The 20,320-nt window shown below is 47.9% G+C and carries 10 protein-coding genes; 4 read left to right on the top strand and 6 right to left on the bottom strand.

Features of this window, described 5'->3' with window-relative positions:
- Window positions 1-411 precede the first annotated feature (411 nt).
- The 4 genes from BQ7480_RS01115 (at window position 412) to BQ7480_RS01100 (ending at window position 9,560) form a co-directional block, all read left to right on the top strand.
- On the top strand, window positions 412-3,564 hold the full coding sequence (locus BQ7480_RS01115) for a SusC/RagA family TonB-linked outer membrane protein (protein ID WP_235816614.1): 3,153 nt from the start codon (window positions 412-414) through the stop codon (window positions 3,562-3,564).
- 14 nt (window positions 3,565-3,578) lie between these two features.
- Window positions 3,579-5,513, top strand: coding sequence for a RagB/SusD family nutrient uptake outer membrane protein (locus tag BQ7480_RS01110; RefSeq protein WP_072541369.1), 1,935 nt, complete (start codon window positions 3,579-3,581; stop codon window positions 5,511-5,513).
- Between the two features lie 12 nt (window positions 5,514-5,525).
- Complete coding sequence (locus tag BQ7480_RS01105) at window positions 5,526-6,911, top strand: BT_3987 domain-containing protein (protein ID WP_083581729.1); 1,386 nt, start codon at window positions 5,526-5,528, stop codon at window positions 6,909-6,911.
- Between the two features lie 81 nt (window positions 6,912-6,992).
- Window positions 6,993-9,560: a M60 family metallopeptidase gene (locus BQ7480_RS01100; RefSeq protein ID WP_072541367.1), complete on the top strand. Its 2,568-nt coding sequence runs from the start codon at window positions 6,993-6,995 to the stop codon at window positions 9,558-9,560.
- Between the two features lie 87 nt (window positions 9,561-9,647).
- On the opposite strand, the gene cysS is transcribed toward BQ7480_RS01100, so the two are convergent.
- The 6 genes from cysS to BQ7480_RS01070 all read right to left on the bottom strand — a co-directional run bounded on the left by cysS (window position 9,648) and on the right by BQ7480_RS01070 (window position 20,297).
- On the bottom strand, window positions 9,648-11,129 hold the full coding sequence (cysS, locus tag BQ7480_RS01095) for a cysteine--tRNA ligase (RefSeq protein WP_072541366.1): 1,482 nt from the start codon (window positions 11,127-11,129) through the stop codon (window positions 9,648-9,650).
- Between the two features lie 97 nt (window positions 11,130-11,226).
- Window positions 11,227-13,167, bottom strand: coding sequence for a glycoside hydrolase family 97 protein (locus tag BQ7480_RS01090; protein ID WP_072541365.1), 1,941 nt, complete (start codon window positions 13,165-13,167; stop codon window positions 11,227-11,229).
- Window positions 13,168-13,331: 164 nt separating this feature from the next.
- Window positions 13,332-14,339: an arabinan endo-1,5-alpha-L-arabinosidase gene (locus tag BQ7480_RS01085; RefSeq protein WP_072541364.1), complete on the bottom strand. Its 1,008-nt coding sequence runs from the start codon at window positions 14,337-14,339 to the stop codon at window positions 13,332-13,334.
- Between the two features lie 206 nt (window positions 14,340-14,545).
- Window positions 14,546-15,265: a DUF3823 domain-containing protein gene (locus tag BQ7480_RS01080; RefSeq protein ID WP_072541363.1), complete on the bottom strand. Its 720-nt coding sequence runs from the start codon at window positions 15,263-15,265 to the stop codon at window positions 14,546-14,548.
- Between the two features lie 18 nt (window positions 15,266-15,283).
- Window positions 15,284-17,143, bottom strand: coding sequence for a RagB/SusD family nutrient uptake outer membrane protein (locus BQ7480_RS01075; protein WP_072541362.1), 1,860 nt, complete (start codon window positions 17,141-17,143; stop codon window positions 15,284-15,286).
- 13 nt (window positions 17,144-17,156) lie between these two features.
- The gene (locus tag BQ7480_RS01070; protein WP_083581728.1) at window positions 17,157-20,297 is read right to left on the bottom strand and encodes a SusC/RagA family TonB-linked outer membrane protein; all 3,141 of its coding nucleotides are present in this window, start codon (window positions 20,295-20,297) and stop codon (window positions 17,157-17,159) included.
- Window positions 20,298-20,320 lie beyond the last annotated feature (23 nt).

Raw genomic sequence — 20,320 nt, 5'->3', positions numbered from 1 at the left:
CCTTACGTTTTACCTCAAACGCAAGGACGTTTTGTGCAAAACGCACTTGCGTTTAAGAGCAAACGCAAGTGCGTTTTTTTGACACCTTACCCAGAACCTGTAAACCATTGATTCTCAACACAAAACATCTCCTTCCTCCTAAATTAAAAATTTTTATTTTTCATTTATTAATAAAAAATATTTCTTTCATATATTCCATTACTATATTTTTGCGACAAACCAAAAATATAAAACCAAGAATTAATACTAAACAGAAATATATAATCAAAAAATTACATTATTAAACCTTGTAACCTAAAAACCCCAAAAAACGAAAACTGAACAACCTTATTACACCCTTACCATTTTTTACCTTGAAACCTCTTCCACAAGAGCTTAATACCTAAATTTAATAACCTTAATTTTACTGACATGCAACAAGGAAAAACGAACAAGTTTGGAAAAAAACTTGGACTGGCATTATGTATGCTACCTCTTTCCTCCTGGGCTGTATCCAGTGCCACACTCGATGCAAGCCCCCTTCCAGCAGTTTCCTTTCATGAAACCAAAGACATCGAGGCTACTGCACAAAGTCCCAGAAAACGAACCATCACCGGTACCATTACCGATGCTTCCGACGGAACGCCTATCATCGGAGCCAACATTGTCCTGAAAGGGAAAAATACCGGCGTCATTTCCGACCTTGAGGGTAATTATTCTATCGAAGCCACCAGCAAAGACATCCTGGTGGTCAGCTTTATCGGTTACAAAACCCGTGAGATTTCCGTGGCCGACCTCGGTGTCATCAACGTGAAACTGCGGTCGGACAATGAGATGCTGGACGAAGTCGTAGTAGTCGGTGCCGGTACGCAGAAAAAAGTCAGTGTCACCGGTTCTATCACCAGTGTAAAAGGTTCTTCTCTTGTCACCCCTACCTCTTCTTTGACCAATGCCCTTGCCGGTAAGCTGGCAGGTGTCATCGCCAAGACTTCCAGCGGTGCGCCGGGACAGGCTGCCGAATTCTATATCCGCGGTATCGGCACGTTCGGCGGAAGAGCTACTCCGCTGATTATGCTGGACGACGTGGAAATCTCGGCTGCCGACCTGAACAACATTCCGGCGGAAACCATTGAAAGTTTCTCTATCCTGAAAGATGCTTCGGCAACCGCCATCTACGGTGCCCGCGGTGCCAACGGTGTAATGTTGATTACCACCAAATCGGGACGGGAAAATGAACGTACACAGATTAACGTGACGGTGGAAAACGCGTTCAACGTCATGACCAATTTCCCGGACTTCGTGGACGGTGCCACCTGGATGGAAATGTACAACGAGGCACAGACCACCCGCAATCCGGGCGTAGCCCCCAAATATTCGCAAGAACAGATTGAAAACACCCGCCTGGGCACCAATCCCTACATGTATCCCAGCGTGAAATGGAATGACGTGATTTTCAAAGACATGGCTATGAGCCAACGGGCCAATATCAACGTACAGGGTGGTGGTTCCAGAGCCACTTACTACATGAGTATCCAGGCCAACCATGACTCCGGATTGCTGAATACCCGAAAAGTATATTCTTATAACAACAACATCAACAACTGGAGCTACAACTTCCAGAACAACATCAAATACAAGCTGACGTCTACTACGACCGTAGACTTACGAATGAATGCGCAGATACGCAACAACCAGGGTCCTAACTATAATACATCCGATTTGTTCAAGATGGCCCTGACCACCAACCCGATCAACTTCCCTGTCACATTCCCGGCAGAGGAAGGCGACACACATATCCGTTTCGGTAATGCCATCCTGAGCGGAACCAACCTGCGCACCAACCCGTATGCCTACATGCTCTCTTCTTACAAGCAGATGCAGGAAAATACCTTGAACACCTCTTTGAAAATCAGCCAGCAGCTTGATTTCATCACCAAGGGACTGAGTGCCACGGCTTTGGTCAACTTCAAGAACTGGTCGTCCAACTGGTATAGCCGCAGCATCGAACCCTACTACTACCGCATTAAAGACGGAAGTTTCAATCCTTCTACAGGAGAATATACCCTGGAAAGACTGGGTACAAGCGGAACAGACTATATCTCACAGTCGGACATCACAAAAGACGGTGACAACACTTTCTTCCTGCAGTTTACCCTCGACTATCAACGCCGTTTCGGAAAACATAGCGTAAGCGGTATGTTGCTCTATATGCAGCGTGAATACCGGAATGCCGTGCTGCCGAACCGCAACCAAGGTTTCTCCGGACGTTTCACCTACGACTTCGACCAGCGTTATCTGGCTGAAATCAACTTCGGTTACAACGGTACCGAGCGTCTGGCAAAAGGCGACCGCTTTGAATTCTTCCCGGCCATCTCTCTGGGATGGGTGGTTTCCAACGAGAAATTCTTCGCTCCCCTCAGCAAGGTCATATCGTCTTTGAAGCTGAGAGGTTCCTACGGTCTGGTAGGTAGCGACGAAACCGGTCCTGAAGGCTCACCTCACTTCTTGTACATCGACCAGGTGAATGTGATTGGCGACGGTCGCCCGGGAGCCACCTTTGGAGAAGACCTGAATGTCACCAAATACGGTCCTGTGGTCACTCAGTATGCCGTGCAGAACGCCGGATGGGAACGTGTGAAAAAACTGGACGTCGGTTTCGACATGGAACTGTTCCGCAGCTTGAGCCTGACCTTCGACTTCTTCTATGACAAGCGCTACAACATCCTGCTGCACCGCGAGGCATGGCCGCAGTCTCTGGGATATGACTCTGCCAAACCTTGGAGCAACAAAGGAAAAGTAAACAACTGGGGATATGAACTCAGCGTCAACTACCGCAAGCAGTTCAACAAAGACCTGGCCGTAGACTTCCAAGGAAACTTTACCTACACCCAGAATAAATACGTAGACTACGACGAACCGCTCTATCCTTATACTTGGCAGACCGTGACCGGCAAACCTTTGAGCCACCAGAAAGGTTACATCGCCGACGGACTGTTCCAAAGCCAGGAAGAGATTGACAACAGCCCGACACAAAACTTGGGAAGTAGCGTAATGGTAGGCGACGTGAAATACCGCGACGTAAACGGTGACGGCATCATCAACACAGAAGACCAAGTCATGATTTCAGAATACGGCAACATGCCGCGCATCCAGTACGGTCTGGGCATGAACATCGACTACAAAGGATTCAATTTCGGCGTATTCTTCAACGGTTCGGCCATGCGTACCCTCATGATCAGCGGTATCACTCCGTTCGGACAAGACGACTTCAACGTCATGCAGTTCATTGCGGATGATTACTGGACTGAAGCCAACCCGAACCCCAATGCGGCGTATCCGCGTCTGGGACTGACCGACGCACAGACGGCCAACAACACCCAGGCCAGCACCTACTGGATGAGAAACGGTAACTTTATCCGCTTCAAGACGCTGGAAATCGGATACCGCTTCAAGCATGCCCGCGTGTACTTCAGCGGAAATAACCTGTTCGTATTCAGTCCGTTCAAGTTGTGGGACCCGGAACTGGCATGGAACAGCTACCCCTTACAGAGAACGTTTAATATCGGATTACAGTTAACTTTCTAAAAAATCTAATTACGATGAAGACTTTTAAAAACATAGGAAAAATCGCCTTACTCTCACTGGCTTTATGTGGAGGAACCACTTCATGTAACTACCTCGACGTAGTACCACCCGAACAAGCCTCCTTGCCAGATGCCACCAAAGACCCGGAAGCCACACTGGGCTTTCTTTTCTCCTGCTACGGAGGAGTGAGAAGTCCGTTCGATTATCAGACGGTGGAAGCCGGTGCTGATGAATACGTGCTTCCTCCTCTGTGGAACACCGGTTCACAAAAAATTACCTGGGACTTGAACCTCCCGACCAACATCGCCGACGGATGGAGCTGGGGAAGCAACTACCGCTTCATCGGACAGTGTCTGCTCTTCCTGCAGGAACTGCCTAATGCCAGAGGAGTGACAGACGAACAGAAAAGGGCATGGGCAGCAGAAGCCAACTTCCTGCTGGCGTACTACCACATGGCTACATTGATAGCCTATGGTCCTTGCCCTATTACCGACACCTATATCGACCAGGCTACTCCTGAATCAGAGTACAGGGGACGTATGCACTTCGACTACGTGAAAGACTGGATTTGCCAGAAATTCGATGAGGTCTGCGAAGACGGACAGCTTCCTGCCACCCGCAGCGGGGATGAATGGGGAAGAGCCACTTCGGTCATGGCCAAAGCCCTGAAGGCCCGCCTGCTGGTATATGCCGCTTCTCCGCTATACAACGGCAGCTTCCCTTACAAGGACTGGGAAAACACGAATTTCGAGACTCCGGGCTATGGCAAGGAACTAATCAGCAAACAATACGACCCCAAGAAATGGGAAGCAGCCAAGAAGGCCTGTCTGGAAGCCATTGAAGCCGCAAAAGCAGCCGGACATAAACTGTTCAGCCTGGAAGATGCACGCATCTTGTATAAACAAGCCAATCTGCCGCTCCCGTTCGTTCCTTTCAAGAGCGAAAGTGGTGGAACAGCCGACAAGGACAAAGAATTCATGGAACGCGTACAGCTGATGCGATACGTGGTCACCACCCGCTATAAGGAAGGTAACCGCGAAACCATCTGGGGACATGCCAACCAGGGAACCATGATTATCGGTTCTCTTCCGCACCGTGTCATCAAAAACAACCAGGGAACTTGGAAAGCCGGATATTCCGGAGTATCCCCCACTCTAAATACAGTGGAGCAATTCTACACAGAAAACGGAGTGCCCATCGAAAAAGACGAAAAATTCTATCGTGAGAATGAATGGTTCCAGAGTGCCGGCGTAAACAATCGCAGTGACATCATCAAACTGAATGCTCATCGTGAGCCCCGCTTCTATGCCTGGATTGCATTCGATGGCGGCGACATGGGAAGCCGTGTCTATGGTGGACAGCCCTTGAAACTGGAAATGCGCAAATCGGAACTTCACGGTTACAATCCGTCCTTGTTCAACCGCGATAACTGTGTGACCGGTTACCTGTCTCAAAAGTTCATTGAGCCTACGTTCGCCTGGACTGCCAGTGCCGAAGAAAAGCAGGACAAGCCGAGACCACTGATCCGTATGGCCGAATTGTATCTGAATCTGGCCGAATGTTATGCAGCTCTCGGTGAAACTTCTAAGGCCCTGGAACAGCTGAATATTATCCGTCAGCGTGCCGGAATCAGAAACCTCGAAGCCAAAGACGTCACCAACGACATGCCTATCATGAAATGGGTACAGAATGAACGCTTTGTCGAGCTGTGGGGAGAAGGTCACCGTTACTACGACATCCGCCGCTGGATGATTGCCCCAGAATACATGGGTGCCGGCGTACGCAAGGGACTCAATGCCATGAGCAAGCTCGACCCGACCTTTGAGGAATTCAACACGCCGGTGGTTATCAGCCAGAATTTCAAATGGACGAACCGCATGTATTTCCTTCCTGTTTTTGAAAATGAAGTTTACAAAAACCCACAACTTATTCAGGCACCAGGCTATTAAAAAGTATTTAATATGAAACTACATAATCTATTTGGGGCAATCTGTGTCTTAGGAGGCACATTGGCCCTATCCAGTTGCGAAAAATATGACGAACTGTTCCCTGCACAATACCATTGCGTATTGAACATCAAGGATGCAGGCATCCGTAACACGGAATTATATACTACCGAAGCGGAAGGAACCATCCCTATTTCCATCATGAAAACCGGAAGCAAGGGGGATGTACCCGCCAACGGAACACTTGTCCCGATGACGGAAGAAGCTTTTCAGGCATATTGTACCAACAATGCACTGAAATATGCTTATCTGCCTGCCGCATATTATACAATGCCGAACGAGGAACTGCAATTCTCGGCACAGGAACGCTACAAAATAATGAACGTCGTGTTGAAAACAAGAGACATCTTGAAACTGCAGGAAAGCAATCACGGACAGAAATATGCCTTGCCCTTGCTGCTCCACGGCAACGGGGCTTCCGTACACGACAGCTTGCTCATCATTGCTCCCGACATCAAGGCTCCTTCGCTCAAACTGACCAGTACCGGATTCGTAAGTGCCGTCCAGTTCACTTCCAAGGGGGAAGCCAAACAGACCCATACGGTGGAACTGGCCCTGCCCACTCCGAATGCCTGGGGATTGAAATGCAGCGTGACTTGCAACGAAGAAGCGGTAGAGGCTTTCAAGAAATACAATGCACAGAACGGTAACCGTTACCAACAACTTCCGGCAAACGCTTACACCCTGCCCAACAATGGTGTGGTAACTTTCGCCGAAGCGGCCACTACTGCCACAATGGAGGTCACTTTCAATCGGACTGCCCTGCAAATGGGAGAATATATTCTTCCTCTTACCATTTCCAACCCCAGCGTGGAAGGCCTGGAAATCAAAGCGACTCAAAAAACCGTTCTGTTGGGTGTTTCTTACTCTCCAGACAAACTGGTGCTGAAAGCCAGCCAATTTAAGGCAAACTCCATTGCTGAAGGTGACGGAACGGGTTATGCTGGTCTGATTGACGGTCTCGGCGCCGGCCTGCACTTCCACTCCAACTGGGGTACACCAGTGACAAATGCCACTTACGGTAACTACATTGATGTGACACTGACTGCTCCTATCCAATCCATCAAGCTGGACTATTGGACCCGCTTTGAAAACGGAAATGCAGCCCCGACCCACATCAAGCTGTTTACCAGCACAGATGGAAAAGCATGGACCGAACTGGGAGAGATTAAAAGCGGGCTTCCTACGGGTGCAAACCAGCAGTATTCTTCTCCTATCTACCGTGCAGCCAACAAATTTACTCATTTCCGTTTTGCCGTGCTGACAAGTACCGCAGGCTCCATGACCAGTGGAGGAGGCTCTTGGTTCAACCTGGGAGAGCTTACACTATACGGTAATTGATTTTGATAAACACTCATGCAATAGAGGGAGGAGTACTTACCCGTATTCCTTCCTCTATTTCAAAACCTCAACCTTAACACCATGAAAAAAAGACTATTTTTCGCGTCTTTCACGATGCTGTTGCTCCTGATACTTTCTTCCTCGGGATGCAAAGAAAAAGAAAATCTCAAAGACCGTTTCTTTTCCATTGAGGAGGCAGACATGAACCAGGAATTCGGAAGTGCTCCGGAAAATAAAATCATCCTTGTGAAAACCAACCTGTCACTGAACGACTGGAAAGCCGAGAGTGAGGCCAACTGGCTTTTCCTGTCTACTCAGGAAGATGCTTCGCAGGGAGCAAGCCTCAAAATTTCCGCTACGGCCAACACCTCCGGAGAGCGCAGAACAGCGGTGGTCAAGCTTCTGTCTCCCGTTCAGAACTATATCCTCAATGTGACCCAATATGGCTCGTCCGACATCGTCCTCAGCGAAGACATCAAGGTGCAGCCTTCCGGAGGTAAGGCCAGCGAATGCCAACCCGGACAAGACATTGAAAACACATGGGACGGCAAATTCTCTGCCGATGGTGCCAGTCCTTATCACTCACCATGGGGGAAATCGGCCAATTTCCCGGTCAAACTGGAATATTATTTCCAAGGGGGAGCCGACATAGACTACCTTATTTATTATACCCGCTCCGGAAACGGAAACTTCGGGGAATTTGACCTGCTGCTTGCAACCGACGAGGGACATTCGGACTGGAAGAAATATGGTTCCTACAATTTCCGCATGCAGAATGCACCTTCCAAAATCACCTTCAAGACAACCCAGAAAGTGACAGGTATCAAATTTGAAGTAAAATCGGGTGCCGGCAATTTTGTGAGCTGTGACGAAATGGAATTCTATCGGTACAACCAGGAAAACACGCTGGAGAAAACGCTGCTCACCGTATTCGGCGACATCACTTGCAGCACCTTGAAAGAAGGAGTGACCGACGAACAAATCAATGCCCTCCCCGACTATTTCGTCCGACTGGCCAAAGCTCTCCAGAACAACACATACGATGCGCATGAAAAAGAATTCCGTATCCGTGAATATGCACCTTACAGCATACCGGAGGAGTGGGCCACCAAACTGATGACTAAGAAATACAGCAACCTCGACAATCCTACCGGTATCTCGGTACAGCAAGGCGATGAAATTATCGTACTGGTGGGCGACACTCACGGCCAACAGATATCCTTGCAAAGTATCTGGGAAAGCGGACAGGAATACAAGCAGACCAACGTGAGCGGAGAAGTCTATTTCCTGTCACCGGGTGTCAACAAACTGACCATGCGCAAGGAAGGACAGCTTTTCGTCATGTACAACACCGACCTGACCTCGCCCGATGCCAAACCTATCAAGATTCATATCCCGATGGGAAGCGGAAAAGTGACCGGCTTCTTCGACCTGAAAGAACACAAAACCGATGAAAAGTATGCCGAACTCTTGAAGAAAGCGACCCACAAATATTTCTGTGTACGAGGTGAACGCATCATGTTCTATTTCCACACTTCCAAGATGCAGGAATTTGTCCCCAACCAGATACTGTCGGCCATCAACCTGTGGGATAACATTATCGGCTGGGAACAGGAACTGATGGGCATCGAGGATGTACGCCCGTCGCAGGTGAACAACCACCTCTTTGCCATCTCGCCGGAAGGAAGTTACATGTGGGCCTCCGACTATTGCATCGGCTTCGTCTACACTTACCTGAAGAATATCCTGCTGAAAGAGAATGTCATGGCCGCCAAAGACAACGCCTGGGGACCAGCCCACGAGATAGGTCACATCCATCAGGCCGCCATCAACTGGCCCGGCAGTACGGAATCGTCCAACAACCTGTTCTCCAACTATATCCTGTACAAACTGGGAAAATACTGCTCCAGAGGTAGTGAACTGAACGACCTGGCTGATTCCCGCTTCGTACACAAGAAAGCATGGTATAACATGGGAGACGCCACGCATCAAGGAGAGGACACGGAGATACACATGCGCATGAACTGGCAGCTGTGGAACTACTACCACCGTTGCGGACACAACCCCAAATTCTGGCAGACCTTGTTCAAACTGCTGCGTGAAGACCGGATTACAGAAAGCGATCCCGGCGCTGCCCAGCTCAAGTTTGCCATGAAAGCCAGTGAGGCAGCCAAGGAAGACCTGACCGACTTCTTCGACTTGTGGGGCTTCTTTATCCCGGGAGAAGATACCATTGACCAGTATGGTACCTGGAAATATAAAGTGACGGCAGAAATGATTAAACAAGCCAAGGACTTCATGAAGAAATTCCCGAAGCCCAAACATGCTTTCCAGTACATTGAAGACCGCAAGGCCGGAGATACCGGACTGGATACCAAACCTTCGGACACCGGATATTACACCCAGTTTGAAGGAAAAGTGAAGGAAATCAGCCCCAACATTGCCTACACCGTTTCCGGAAAGAAATATACCATAGAAAACGGAGAAAATGCGGTGGCCTTTGAACTGCGGAAAAACAGTGCCGAAGGAGAGCTGGTTTATTTCTTCAACATGTTCAGCTATGACATTCCGGCGGGAGTAGACCTGACCAATACCAAGCTCTATGCCGTACAGGCCGACGGAAAGCGAATTGAAATCCGCAAAAAATAAGTATTTCTTCTCATACAGAAACAGAAAGGGGTACCGGCACACACACCGATACCCCTTCTTCCTATCATGTAGTTTTCAAAATCTCCGTCACTTGTTCAGCTTCCAGGTGAATCCGTCCTTGGTATCCTTCACCTCAAAGCCCAGTGCAGCCAAATTGTCACGAATCTTGTCGCTGGTAGCCCAGTCTTTGTTGGCCTTGGCCTGCATACGCTGTTCCAACAGCATGTCGACCACTTTTCCGTATGCTTCTTCACGGGCCGCATTGTTTTCAGCCTCCGCTTTCAATCCCAGAATGTCGAACACGAACAGATGGAACACGCTCTTCAGCTCTTCCAGGTCTTCGGCGCTGATGGTCGCCTTCTTGTCAATCACCGTATTGATCATGCGGGTAGCATCAAACAGGTGTGAAATGACAATCGGCGTATTCAAGTCGTCATTCATGGCTTCGTAGCACTTCTCGCGCAGTCCCTGCGGCTCAATGCCCGAAGTAGTCTTCGACGGAGTGATACGTTCCAGGTTCTTCACGCCTTCCAGCAAACGTTCCAATCCCTTTTCAGCTGCCTGCAACGCCTCGTTGCTGAAGTCCACCGTACTGCGGTAATGTGCCTGCAGAATAAAGAAACGGATGGTCATCGGTGTATAAGCCTGTGTCAGCAGCTTATTGGAACCGGTGAAGAACTCATCCAAAGTGATGAAGTTCCCCAATGACTTACCCATCTTCTGTCCGTTGATGGTAATCATGTTGTTGTGCATCCAGTAGCGTACCATCGGATGACCTTCGGAAGCCACAGCCTGTGCAATCTCACATTCATGATGCGGGAAAATCAAGTCCATGCCTCCTCCGTGAATGTCGAAGGTCTCACCCAGGTATTTCCGTCCCATGGCTGTACATTCACAGTGCCAGCCCGGGAAACCGTTGCTCCAGGGTGACGGCCAGCGCATGATGTGTTCCGGTTGTGCACACTTCCACAACGCAAAGTCGGCCGGATTGTGTTTCTCGTCCTGTCCGTCGAGTTCACGGGTCGTGTTGAGCACGTCGTCGAGGTTACGGCCCGACAACACACCATAGTGATGGTCCTTGTTGTACTTGGCCACGTCGAAATAAACTGACCCCTTGCTTTCGTACGCATATCCGTTTTTCAGAATTTCCTGTACCAGCTGAATCTGTTCGATGATGTGTCCGGACGCATGCGGCTCGATGCTGGGCGGCAACACGTTCAGGGCTTCCATAGCCTTGTGGTAACGCAACAGATAATACTGCACGACTTCCATCGGCTCCAGCTGTTCCAGACGGGCCTTCTTGGCAATCTTGTCTTCTCCGTCGTCGGCATCGTGTTCCAGATGGCCCACATCGGTAATGTTACGCACGTAACGCACCTTGTAGCCCAGATGCTTCAGGTAGCGGAACAAGATATCAAACGTAATGGCGGGACGCGCATGTCCCAGATGTCCGTCACCGTATACGGTAGGACCACACACATACATGCCCACATGAGGAGCATGCAAAGGCACGAAAAGTTCCTTCTTGCGGGTCAGTGTATTGTAAATGAAAAGCTTGTTATTCTCCATAATTCAAAAGAGTTAGGTTGCAAAGTTATAAATTAAAAAGAGAAAAGCGTGATTTCGGCTAAAAAATCACGCTTTTCTCTTTGCAATCTCCCTCGGGTTATTTCGTCAGGACAATACCTCCTTCCGGCTGAATCACCACTTTCACTTCGGACGGATTCTTGATTTTCAATTCCTCCAGCTGCGGCTGGCGCTTTTTGTCGTCCAGATAATAAGACACCGTCTCCCCCTTCTGCCACATCGGCAGGTTCAGCGTCAGCTTCAACGGTTCTTTCTGGGCATTCACTCCCACCACGTACCAACGGTCACCGTGACGGCGGGCCAGCACACAATATTTACCGGGATAGCCATCCAGGAACATCGTTTCATCCCAAGTAGTCGGCACCTGCTTCATGAAGTCGATGGCCAAAGCCGGCGCATCGGTCAGGTTGTTCGGAGCCAGAGCAAAGTTCTGAATCGGGTTCTGATACAGCACCGCCGTAGCCAGCTGGAACACATCGGTGGTCTTGCGGATAGTTCCCCCGTCGTTTGTCCGGTTGTAACGTTTGTTCAACAAGGTACCTCCGAACTCCATGCAGCCGATGGTGTTGCGGATAAACGGATGCAGGCAGGCGTTGTAGGCCTCCATATCGTCAAAGTGCTGGTTGAATATCAGGTTCTCTGAAGCTAGTACCGCCTCGCTGCCCACATAATTGGGATACATCCGTTCCCATCCGCGCGGAATGGTACAGCCATGGAAGATTATCATCAGTCCGTATTCGTTGGCATCGGTCAGGATGTCTTCGTACAAGCCCATCATCTGCTGCTTATCACTGCCGAAGAAGTCCACCTTCAGTCCCTTCACACCGCATTTCTGCAACCATTTCATTTCTTTCTTGCGGGCCACGGAGTTGCTCATACACTGCTTGGCATCCTGAGGCGCATCGTTCCAGTAACCGTTGGAGTTGTACCACACGAACACGTCCACCTTCTTCTGATGTGCATACTGGAAAAGTTTCTCCATCTTGTCGCGGCCGATGTTCTTCTCCCAACCGCCATCAATCAGGGTATATTCATAACCCATCTCGCTGGCCAAGTCGATGAAACGCACCTGGTCGTCATAATTAATGCTCGGGTCCTGCCACATAATCCAGCTCCAGGTGGAACGTCCGAACTTATAGTCCTGTGAAGATTCATAGAGCGGATCTACCACATCAAACGGGACTGTGGTTTCCACAATCGGCTTCAGCCCGTTGCCCACCGTAATGGTACGCCAGGGAGTCACACCCGGCAGGGCCAGTCCCGGAGTGGAAGAACCCAGTCCGTTCATCTCGCCCGGGTTCGGGAAGGCAATGCTATACAGCCCGTCCTTCGTGGCATCGCTCAGATGAGACGCACAATACAAGCTGCGCACACCGGTTTCCGAAACCAGTGCCCAGTTGTCGCCTACGTGGAAAAGTGCCGGGAAAGTATACCCTTCACCGTATTTTGACGGTGTGGCCAACGGCTCATCGGGTACATACTCTTCTTCATAACTCGGCTTGGTACGCATCCAGCCAATCATCGGGTCGCTCTGCGGGGAAAGGAAGGTCGTGGTGGAAGAGGGGAAATCAAATCCGGTCGCTTCCTTCTCTACCACCATACAGGCTGTTTCGCCATACTGAGGCATCTCATAGCGGAATGCGATGTCGTTGTTGCTCAGCTGGAACACGATATCCACTTTCTTCTTGTCCGCATTTTCAAGGGTCACGGTCAGCTTGTTAGCCGTATAGTGTACCGTAGAACGTTTGATACGGGTCTGTGTGTAGGTCTTGTCCACCTTATCTGCCTGCTGGTCCACAAACGTCATCTGCCGACTGAAGTCACCGATATTGGACACGAAGCCCAACGGAGAATTCTCCAAAACGGTCTTGCCGTCGTAAGTCACTGAATAAACAGGTTTACCGTCCTGTAACTGAAAATCGAGTTTTAACCGCGCATCCGGCCCCGTTACTGCCGCCTGCTGGGCAAATGCCTGAGAGGCCAATAATACCAATGTGCTAAAAAGTACTTGTTTCTTCATAGGTGTTTTTCAGATAATTACTAATCAAGGCAAAAATAGCGATTAAGTGTGAAATCAACAATAAATATTCCGGCAAAAAGTTATCACAAATTATGCAATATCGATATAAAAAAGATGCCGCCCGGAAGTACCATACTCCTTGCGGCATCTCTACAAATCACCTTTTAAAAATCTACGATCGGCCATCCGTCGGATGTCCACGTCATTTCCCGTATAATCAATTTCGGCGCTCCTTCTTCCGAAACCGAATAGGCATGGCAAATGAAATAATCCTTCCCGTCAAGGTGATAGGCGGCATTGTGCCCCACTCCGGCATAATCCTCGTTGCCCTGAATGACCAACGAACCGCCTCCCCGGTCCAAAGCTTTTCCTTCTTTATCCAAGTAAGGACCTGTCACCGTTTTCGCACGGCCCACCATTACTTTGTAGTCACTTTGCACTCCCTTACAGCAATAGTCGAACGACACGAAGAGGTAATAATAATCCTCGTGCTTCATGATAAAAGGGGCTTCTACTGCTCCGTCGCCTGCCTCTTCCTCCGGCAAGTCGAACGTACGCGGACGGCGGCAAAGCGAATGCCATTCTTCGGGCTGGGCCACCCTGTTCAGGTCCGGCGTCAGCTTGACCAGCTTGATACCGTCCCAGAAGGAACCGAAGCTCATCCACGGCGTACCGTTTTCATCGATAATCACATTCGGGTCGATGGCATTCCACATATCCCGGTGAGGGACCGACTGAATCACTTTTCCGTGGTCGGTCCACTTAAAATCGGGACTGGACGGGTCAAGCGTAGGGTTCGTAGCATGTCCGATAGCCGAAGTGTTCTTTCCAAAGGCCGAACAGGAATAAAACAAATGATACAACCCGTTATGATAAAGAATATCTGGCGCCCAGGTATGTCCTTTATAACCTTTGATGGCTTCTACCGCCCATTGGGGTGCCTTGTCAAAAACCGGCTTCTCAAATTTCCAGTTCTTCCTATCTTTGGAGGACATGACCGAAATCCCCTGTCCGGTAGCAAAGAGATAGTAGGTATCCCCCTGCTTGGCCAGCACGGGGTCGTGCGTCATGACTTTACCGATCGGAATAAGCGACAGGTTTTTTTCTGGAGAAGAAGCGCAAGCTGTACCTGCTATGGCCAGGCACAAAAGGAAAGAGGTAATGTGTTTCATGGTGTGACTGATAAACAAAATAATAAATTAAGACTCTCTACTCGGTACAAAAATAAGATTTTACGGGATGTATCGGGTAGAAAAAAAGACTTCCAAAGAGGACATTCGTATATCATAAAAAAAGTCTTGCAGGCAAAAGATACTTCATGTCCTTTCACCTGCAAGACGTATTACCTAATTGCATTCAGTTTACAACTGAACAATCATCATTCAGAAAAAGAAAGTTTAAACGGTTCCGTGAAAATCATCGCATCAATACCCGAGATTTTCAACCCCATTCTTGCATAAACGAAACCCGTTTGCGGCAATGAAGCGTTGGTGGAGTTAATAGAGAACCCACTCAGGTCCACCTGCAAAGACACCGTCTGACCGGCCTGTACACCAGTTACTTCGGAATATCCACCCGCACCCAAGTTACGCACATCATCCACGATAATGTTCCGGCCTACATACAAACCGACTTTTTCAATGCTCTGTCCCGGAGTGACCTCCGTAATCTTACAAGAGGCAGTAACCAATCGACCGTTACAGTCTGCAGTGGCATCGTCCAACAAATAATAAGGAGTGACCGGCATCTCGATGACTTCCCCATGATAGTTATTCACGGTAATCGTATCATTGACGGTAGGGTTCACCCACGGACCCAAGTTATTCTGACGAATCAGCTTGTAGGTCTTGCCTCCATACACACCTGCACTGAATGTACCGTCTTGGGCCACCTGCACATTCATATAAGTACTTGAAGAAAGCTCCCATCCCGGTTCATACAGACGGAAAGTCACCTGGTTATTTCTTACATAAATCGGTCGTCCATTATAAACCACTTTTCCCACCAGGTTAATATTAGGAGCCTCATAGTTATCCAGCTCACATGAAGTGAAGCAGACAACCAACAATAAGGATAATAAATAATATATCTTTTTCATACGAACTCAATTTTCTAATTACATATTCGGATTTTGTACCAGTTTCGGATTCTTATCCAATGCATCTTGTTCAAAGGCTGTGTAGTAATTACCGATACGGAAGTTACGTGGAGCCTTGAAACGTGGAGCAATCTTACGGTCGAAGATAAACTTATTATTGTCAGGACCGCCTACAATACGATAAGGATAGAGGGCATAAAGCATGGTATTGGTAGACTGAACACCGTTCCACAATTTATCCGCCTTACGCAAACGCTTCAAATCCCACAAGCGATGGTCTTCCAAAGCCAGCTCACGGCGACGTTCATTCAGCAGGTTGTCGATGGTCAAGTCTGCAGCTGTCCAGGAGTTAGCTCCCAGTCCGGCACGCTGACGAACCAGATTCACATATTTCAATGCCTGTTCAGCATAAGTTCCTCCCAGTTCCATACCGGCTTCTGCCGCATTCAAATAGATTTCTCCCATACGGAAATACACATACCAGATATAAGAACCTTGACCACGGGCGGAAGAACCGATGGTAGAATCTACATACTTACGAAGATTAAAACCAGTGTTCGTGTAAGTGGCACGGCTTAACGGACCGTCATTCCCGACCAACGTACCACCATCACCGCCATCGGCTACTTCGAACTTGGAATTAGGATCGGCACCCTCTCTCAGTTCATAAGTTCCATTTCCCTGATAGATAGCCACACCAGCCTGTATGTCAAGTGTCTTGCCTTTAAATTCCTGGTCAGGTACCAGACAAGTTCCCTTCAGACGCACATCTGAAATACTGGAGAAAATATCCCCCCGTTTTTCATATACAATATAATTTCCTGACGCATCTTTATCCTTAATCTCTCCGTAGGTTTCCACCAATTGCAGCGTCGGACAAAGGTCGGAACCGTTATCATTATCCTCGTTCATGGAATGAGCGATATTGGCGAATGAGAATGTATGGAATTTGCTTGCGTTGTAGTCTTTTGTCCAAAGAACTTCTGAGTTATTGTCTTTTGAACAAATGGCGTTGTAGAAGTTATCGGCAGAAGGACTGCTGATACCCTGCAAGGTATTGTTGGCAAATTCATCAATGATGCGCTTAGAAGCCGCAAAGGATTTCTCATAATACGGACGAGGATCTTCACCGGTCATGCCCACTACTCCAGGCTGCAAAGGCTGGTTAATTTCAGGGATGTTATATTTAGCAATAGAACCTGCATACAGCATACTCCGGCTTGCCAAGGCCAAGGCAGCCCATTGGTTTGCCCGTGATTTGTTGGTCACATTGTTATTCCCGGCCAAATCAGCCTCAATATCCATACACTCATTGTACACAAAGTTGTATATCTCAGCTTCTGAAGAACGAGGCACCTGAAGCTCGGTTACGTCCATACCCGGAGTATATTCCTGAGTTTGAGTAATCAAAGGAACTCCTCCCATACGGATACACATCTGGAAATAAGCATACGCTCTCAGGAAACGGAACTCTGCAGTATACAGTGCCTTCTCCTCATCGGATATTTTTGTAGACACGGTAGCCAATGACTCTATGGCCTGATTGCATTTATAAATATATTTGTAATCGTAATAACGGAATTCATCGTAGCTATATTCCACCATCTGGTTACGGGCTGATTCTACATCCTGGTTCATCAGTCCGCACCACATAAAGTCATCAATCAATGAGAAATTTACATCATTGTCCAAGTTACCGTTTGTGGCTACATCGTTATACAACTCAGCCAGCACACCTTCAATCAGCGAATTGTCATTCCAGACTTGCTCTGAGGTCAAAAAATCCGTCGGTTCAGTATCCCCTAACCACGAATCACAAGAGGTCAAAGAACCACTGAGCATCGCTGAACATAAAATATATAATATTTCTTTTTTCATAATTATCCACTATTTAAAAGTTAAGATTCAAACCAAAGGAAATGGTACGCAAGTTCGGAGTTACCAAAGCACTGTTAGAAGTGATTTCCGGATCCAGCTGGTAACGGTGCATGTTATCAATGCTAAACAAGTTATAAGCATTTACATAGAAACGCAAACGGTTCAGACGCATCTTGTTGGTGACAGACTTCGGCAAAGTGTAACCCAATTCCAATGTACGGAGTTTCAGATACCATACCTTCTTTACCCAGAAGTCGCTACGGCGAGTGAAACTTACATTGGCACCGGCATAACGGGTAGCAGGGAATTCTCCGGCAACCCAGTCGGAAGTCGGGTCCGTCGGGTCTACACGATGCCAGCTATCGGTCAACAAATATTCGGTAGAGTTACCATCCCCTTGGAAAGGATAAGCTACTTCCCAGCACATTTCGTACGACTGTCCGGCAGCTCCATTCCAGTCCATCTGTAAATCAAATCCCTTCCATTCGAATGAAGAATTCAAACTGAAGTTCATATAAGGAAGTTCTCCGGCACTATAGGCAATCGGACGTTCATCCAGTTCGTTGATGACACCATCCCCGTTCTGGTCTTTATAAATAAAGTCTCCTGGCAACATGGTAGAGTTACCTTCTCCATCATTATCTACCGGGTAATTCTGAATCTGTTCGTAGTTTTCAAAACGACCGGCAATTTCATAACCCCAGAAAGTAGAAGCCCAACGGTTTTCAGTTGAATTACGGTATTCGTCCCAGCTCGAACCGAAACGTGGTTTGTAAGATTCGCCCATCATGCGGCGAGCTAATGTGAAGTTACCGCCAATAGAATATCTGAAGTCATTGACCTGGTCTCTCCAGTTAATACCGAATTCCAGTCCTTTATGATAATCTGAGTTCAGGTTCTCATTGGAAAGGTCGAAACCTACTTCCACCGGAACCAATACATCATAACGCATGGCAGGAAGACCGGTACGCTTACGTTGGAACAATTCGAATGTACCGCTCAAACGGTCATCAAAGAAACCAAAATCCAATCCCACATTCACCAGTGTAGATTTAATCCAGCTCAAGTTGGTGACTGGAATTCCACGATATTCCACTCTTGAAACCGCATTCCCGTCCAAAACGGCACCATCTGCTGTATTACCATAGGTATATCCATCCAAGAAAGCATACGGTGTGACGATATTGGCATTGTTATACTGGTCATCTCCCATCTGTCCCCATGAAGCTCTGATTTTCAAGTTAGACAGTTTGGTCACTTCTCTCACATTCTCCATAAAAGGTTCTTCGGAAATTCTCCAACCTCCAGATACAGAAGGGAAGAATCCCCAACGATGTCCTTCGGCAAACAGATAAGAACCATCATAACGTCCACTAAATTCTGCGAAATACTTGCTACGGTAATCATAAGCGGCACGGAACACCAGACCGGCACGACGAGATACGGTGACTGTATTGTCCAATGACTGCATATTACTGATACCGTTGGTCACAGAAATATAATTATTGGAAGGCAGTGTGTTGTACTGTGTCCAGTCGGCATCCTTTTCAAATGTTTCTATACCCAGCACGCCAGACACATGGTGCGCATTATCGAATGTATGGTCATAGTTCAACTGAGCCTGGAAGGTTTTTTCCTGACGCTGCTCTTTGATACGACGACGCCATGGATTCAAGTTTCCGGGCACTGCCGTATACGTGTCTGTCGCTTCATCATAACGATATACATCGTATGTATATTCAAACTGTTCCTGGTCATTCTGGGCAATCCAATAGTTATAGGCTACACGTGCTTTCAAACCTTCCAGCGGAGTCTGCCATTCTGCATAGGCATTGACCGTTCCGGATTTCCATACATCATCTGTATAACCCGTGATGTTTTCATCAAAAATAGCAGCGCCAGTGGCATTGTTACGAGTTTCGTTCACATAATTGGGATTATCGTTGGCATACGCATGCTGTGTCGGCCAGTTCTGGAACATGGCATAATACGGCTGCCAATAGTCGTCCAATCCCGGCACACCGACATTGTGACGTGATTCGATACGTCCGCTCACGCGTACACCCACTTTAAATTTAGGAGTAATGTTCGCCTCCACATTACTCTGGATATTCGTACGCTGAAAATTAAAGCCATGAATCATGGCATCCTGGTCTGTATGTGAAATACCTACGTGATAATTAATCGCTTCAGAACCTCCGTCAATGCTCACATTGCCATACCACATAGGCGCATTCTCATTGACAATAAAATCTTGCCAGTCGAAGCTGGAATATTTTCCCTGACCCTGCCGCCAAAGATTCAATTCGTCCATTGTGCGTGCGGTAGAACCATACGTATTCAAGTCAGCCTGCATACGTCCTTCATAGAAAGTAGCGGCATCCGCCACTTCCGGATAACGCATGAAGTTCTGCATACCATAATAGAAATTGGCAGAAACAGCACTCTTCTCATTTCTTTTTCCGGATTTTGTAGTAACCAATACAACACCATTCGCAGCCCGCAAACCATAAATGGCAGCCGAAGCATCCTTCAAGACAGTGATACTTTCAATATCATTCACATCAATATTGTTGAACTGTCCTTCCTCACATTGAATTCCATCGATGACATACAACGGAGTACCCATGTTACGAATCTGAATGGAAGCGCTGGCACCCGGACGTCCATCTGCCTGACGGGCGGAAATACCAGGAGCCTTACCAACCAAAGCACCGGCAGTAGTCGGAGTGGTAGTTTTCACCAGTTCCTCGGATTTCACAGCGGTAATCGCACCTGTCAACGACCCTTTTTTCTGTGTACCATAACCTACAACCACTACCTCATCCAATGTTTCGGTATCTTCCTTCATCTCCACTACCAAATCGGAAGAAGTGACTACCACATCTTTAGAAGTAAAACCAATGTAACTGAATTGAAGGGTTTCCCCTTTAGAGACCGTGAGAATAAAATTACCATCGAAATCAGTAATAGTACCGTTCGTTGTCCCCTTCACAACGACATTCACACCAATGAGTGGCTCCTGTTTTGAGTCGACAACCTTACCTTTTACTTCCATTGTCTGGGCAAATGTTACCGAACAAAAAACAAACAGCAAGAGCCAAATCAAGCTGAAAGTCCGATAAGCTGAACTAAGCATTGTCTTGTTGTTCATAAATACTATAATTTTAAAGTTAA

The sequence above is a fragment of the Bacteroides mediterraneensis genome, from assembly GCF_900128455.1.
Lineage (GTDB): Bacteria > Bacteroidota > Bacteroidia > Bacteroidales > Bacteroidaceae > Phocaeicola > Phocaeicola mediterraneensis.
This window is presented reverse-complemented; position numbering and strand designations above follow the sequence as displayed.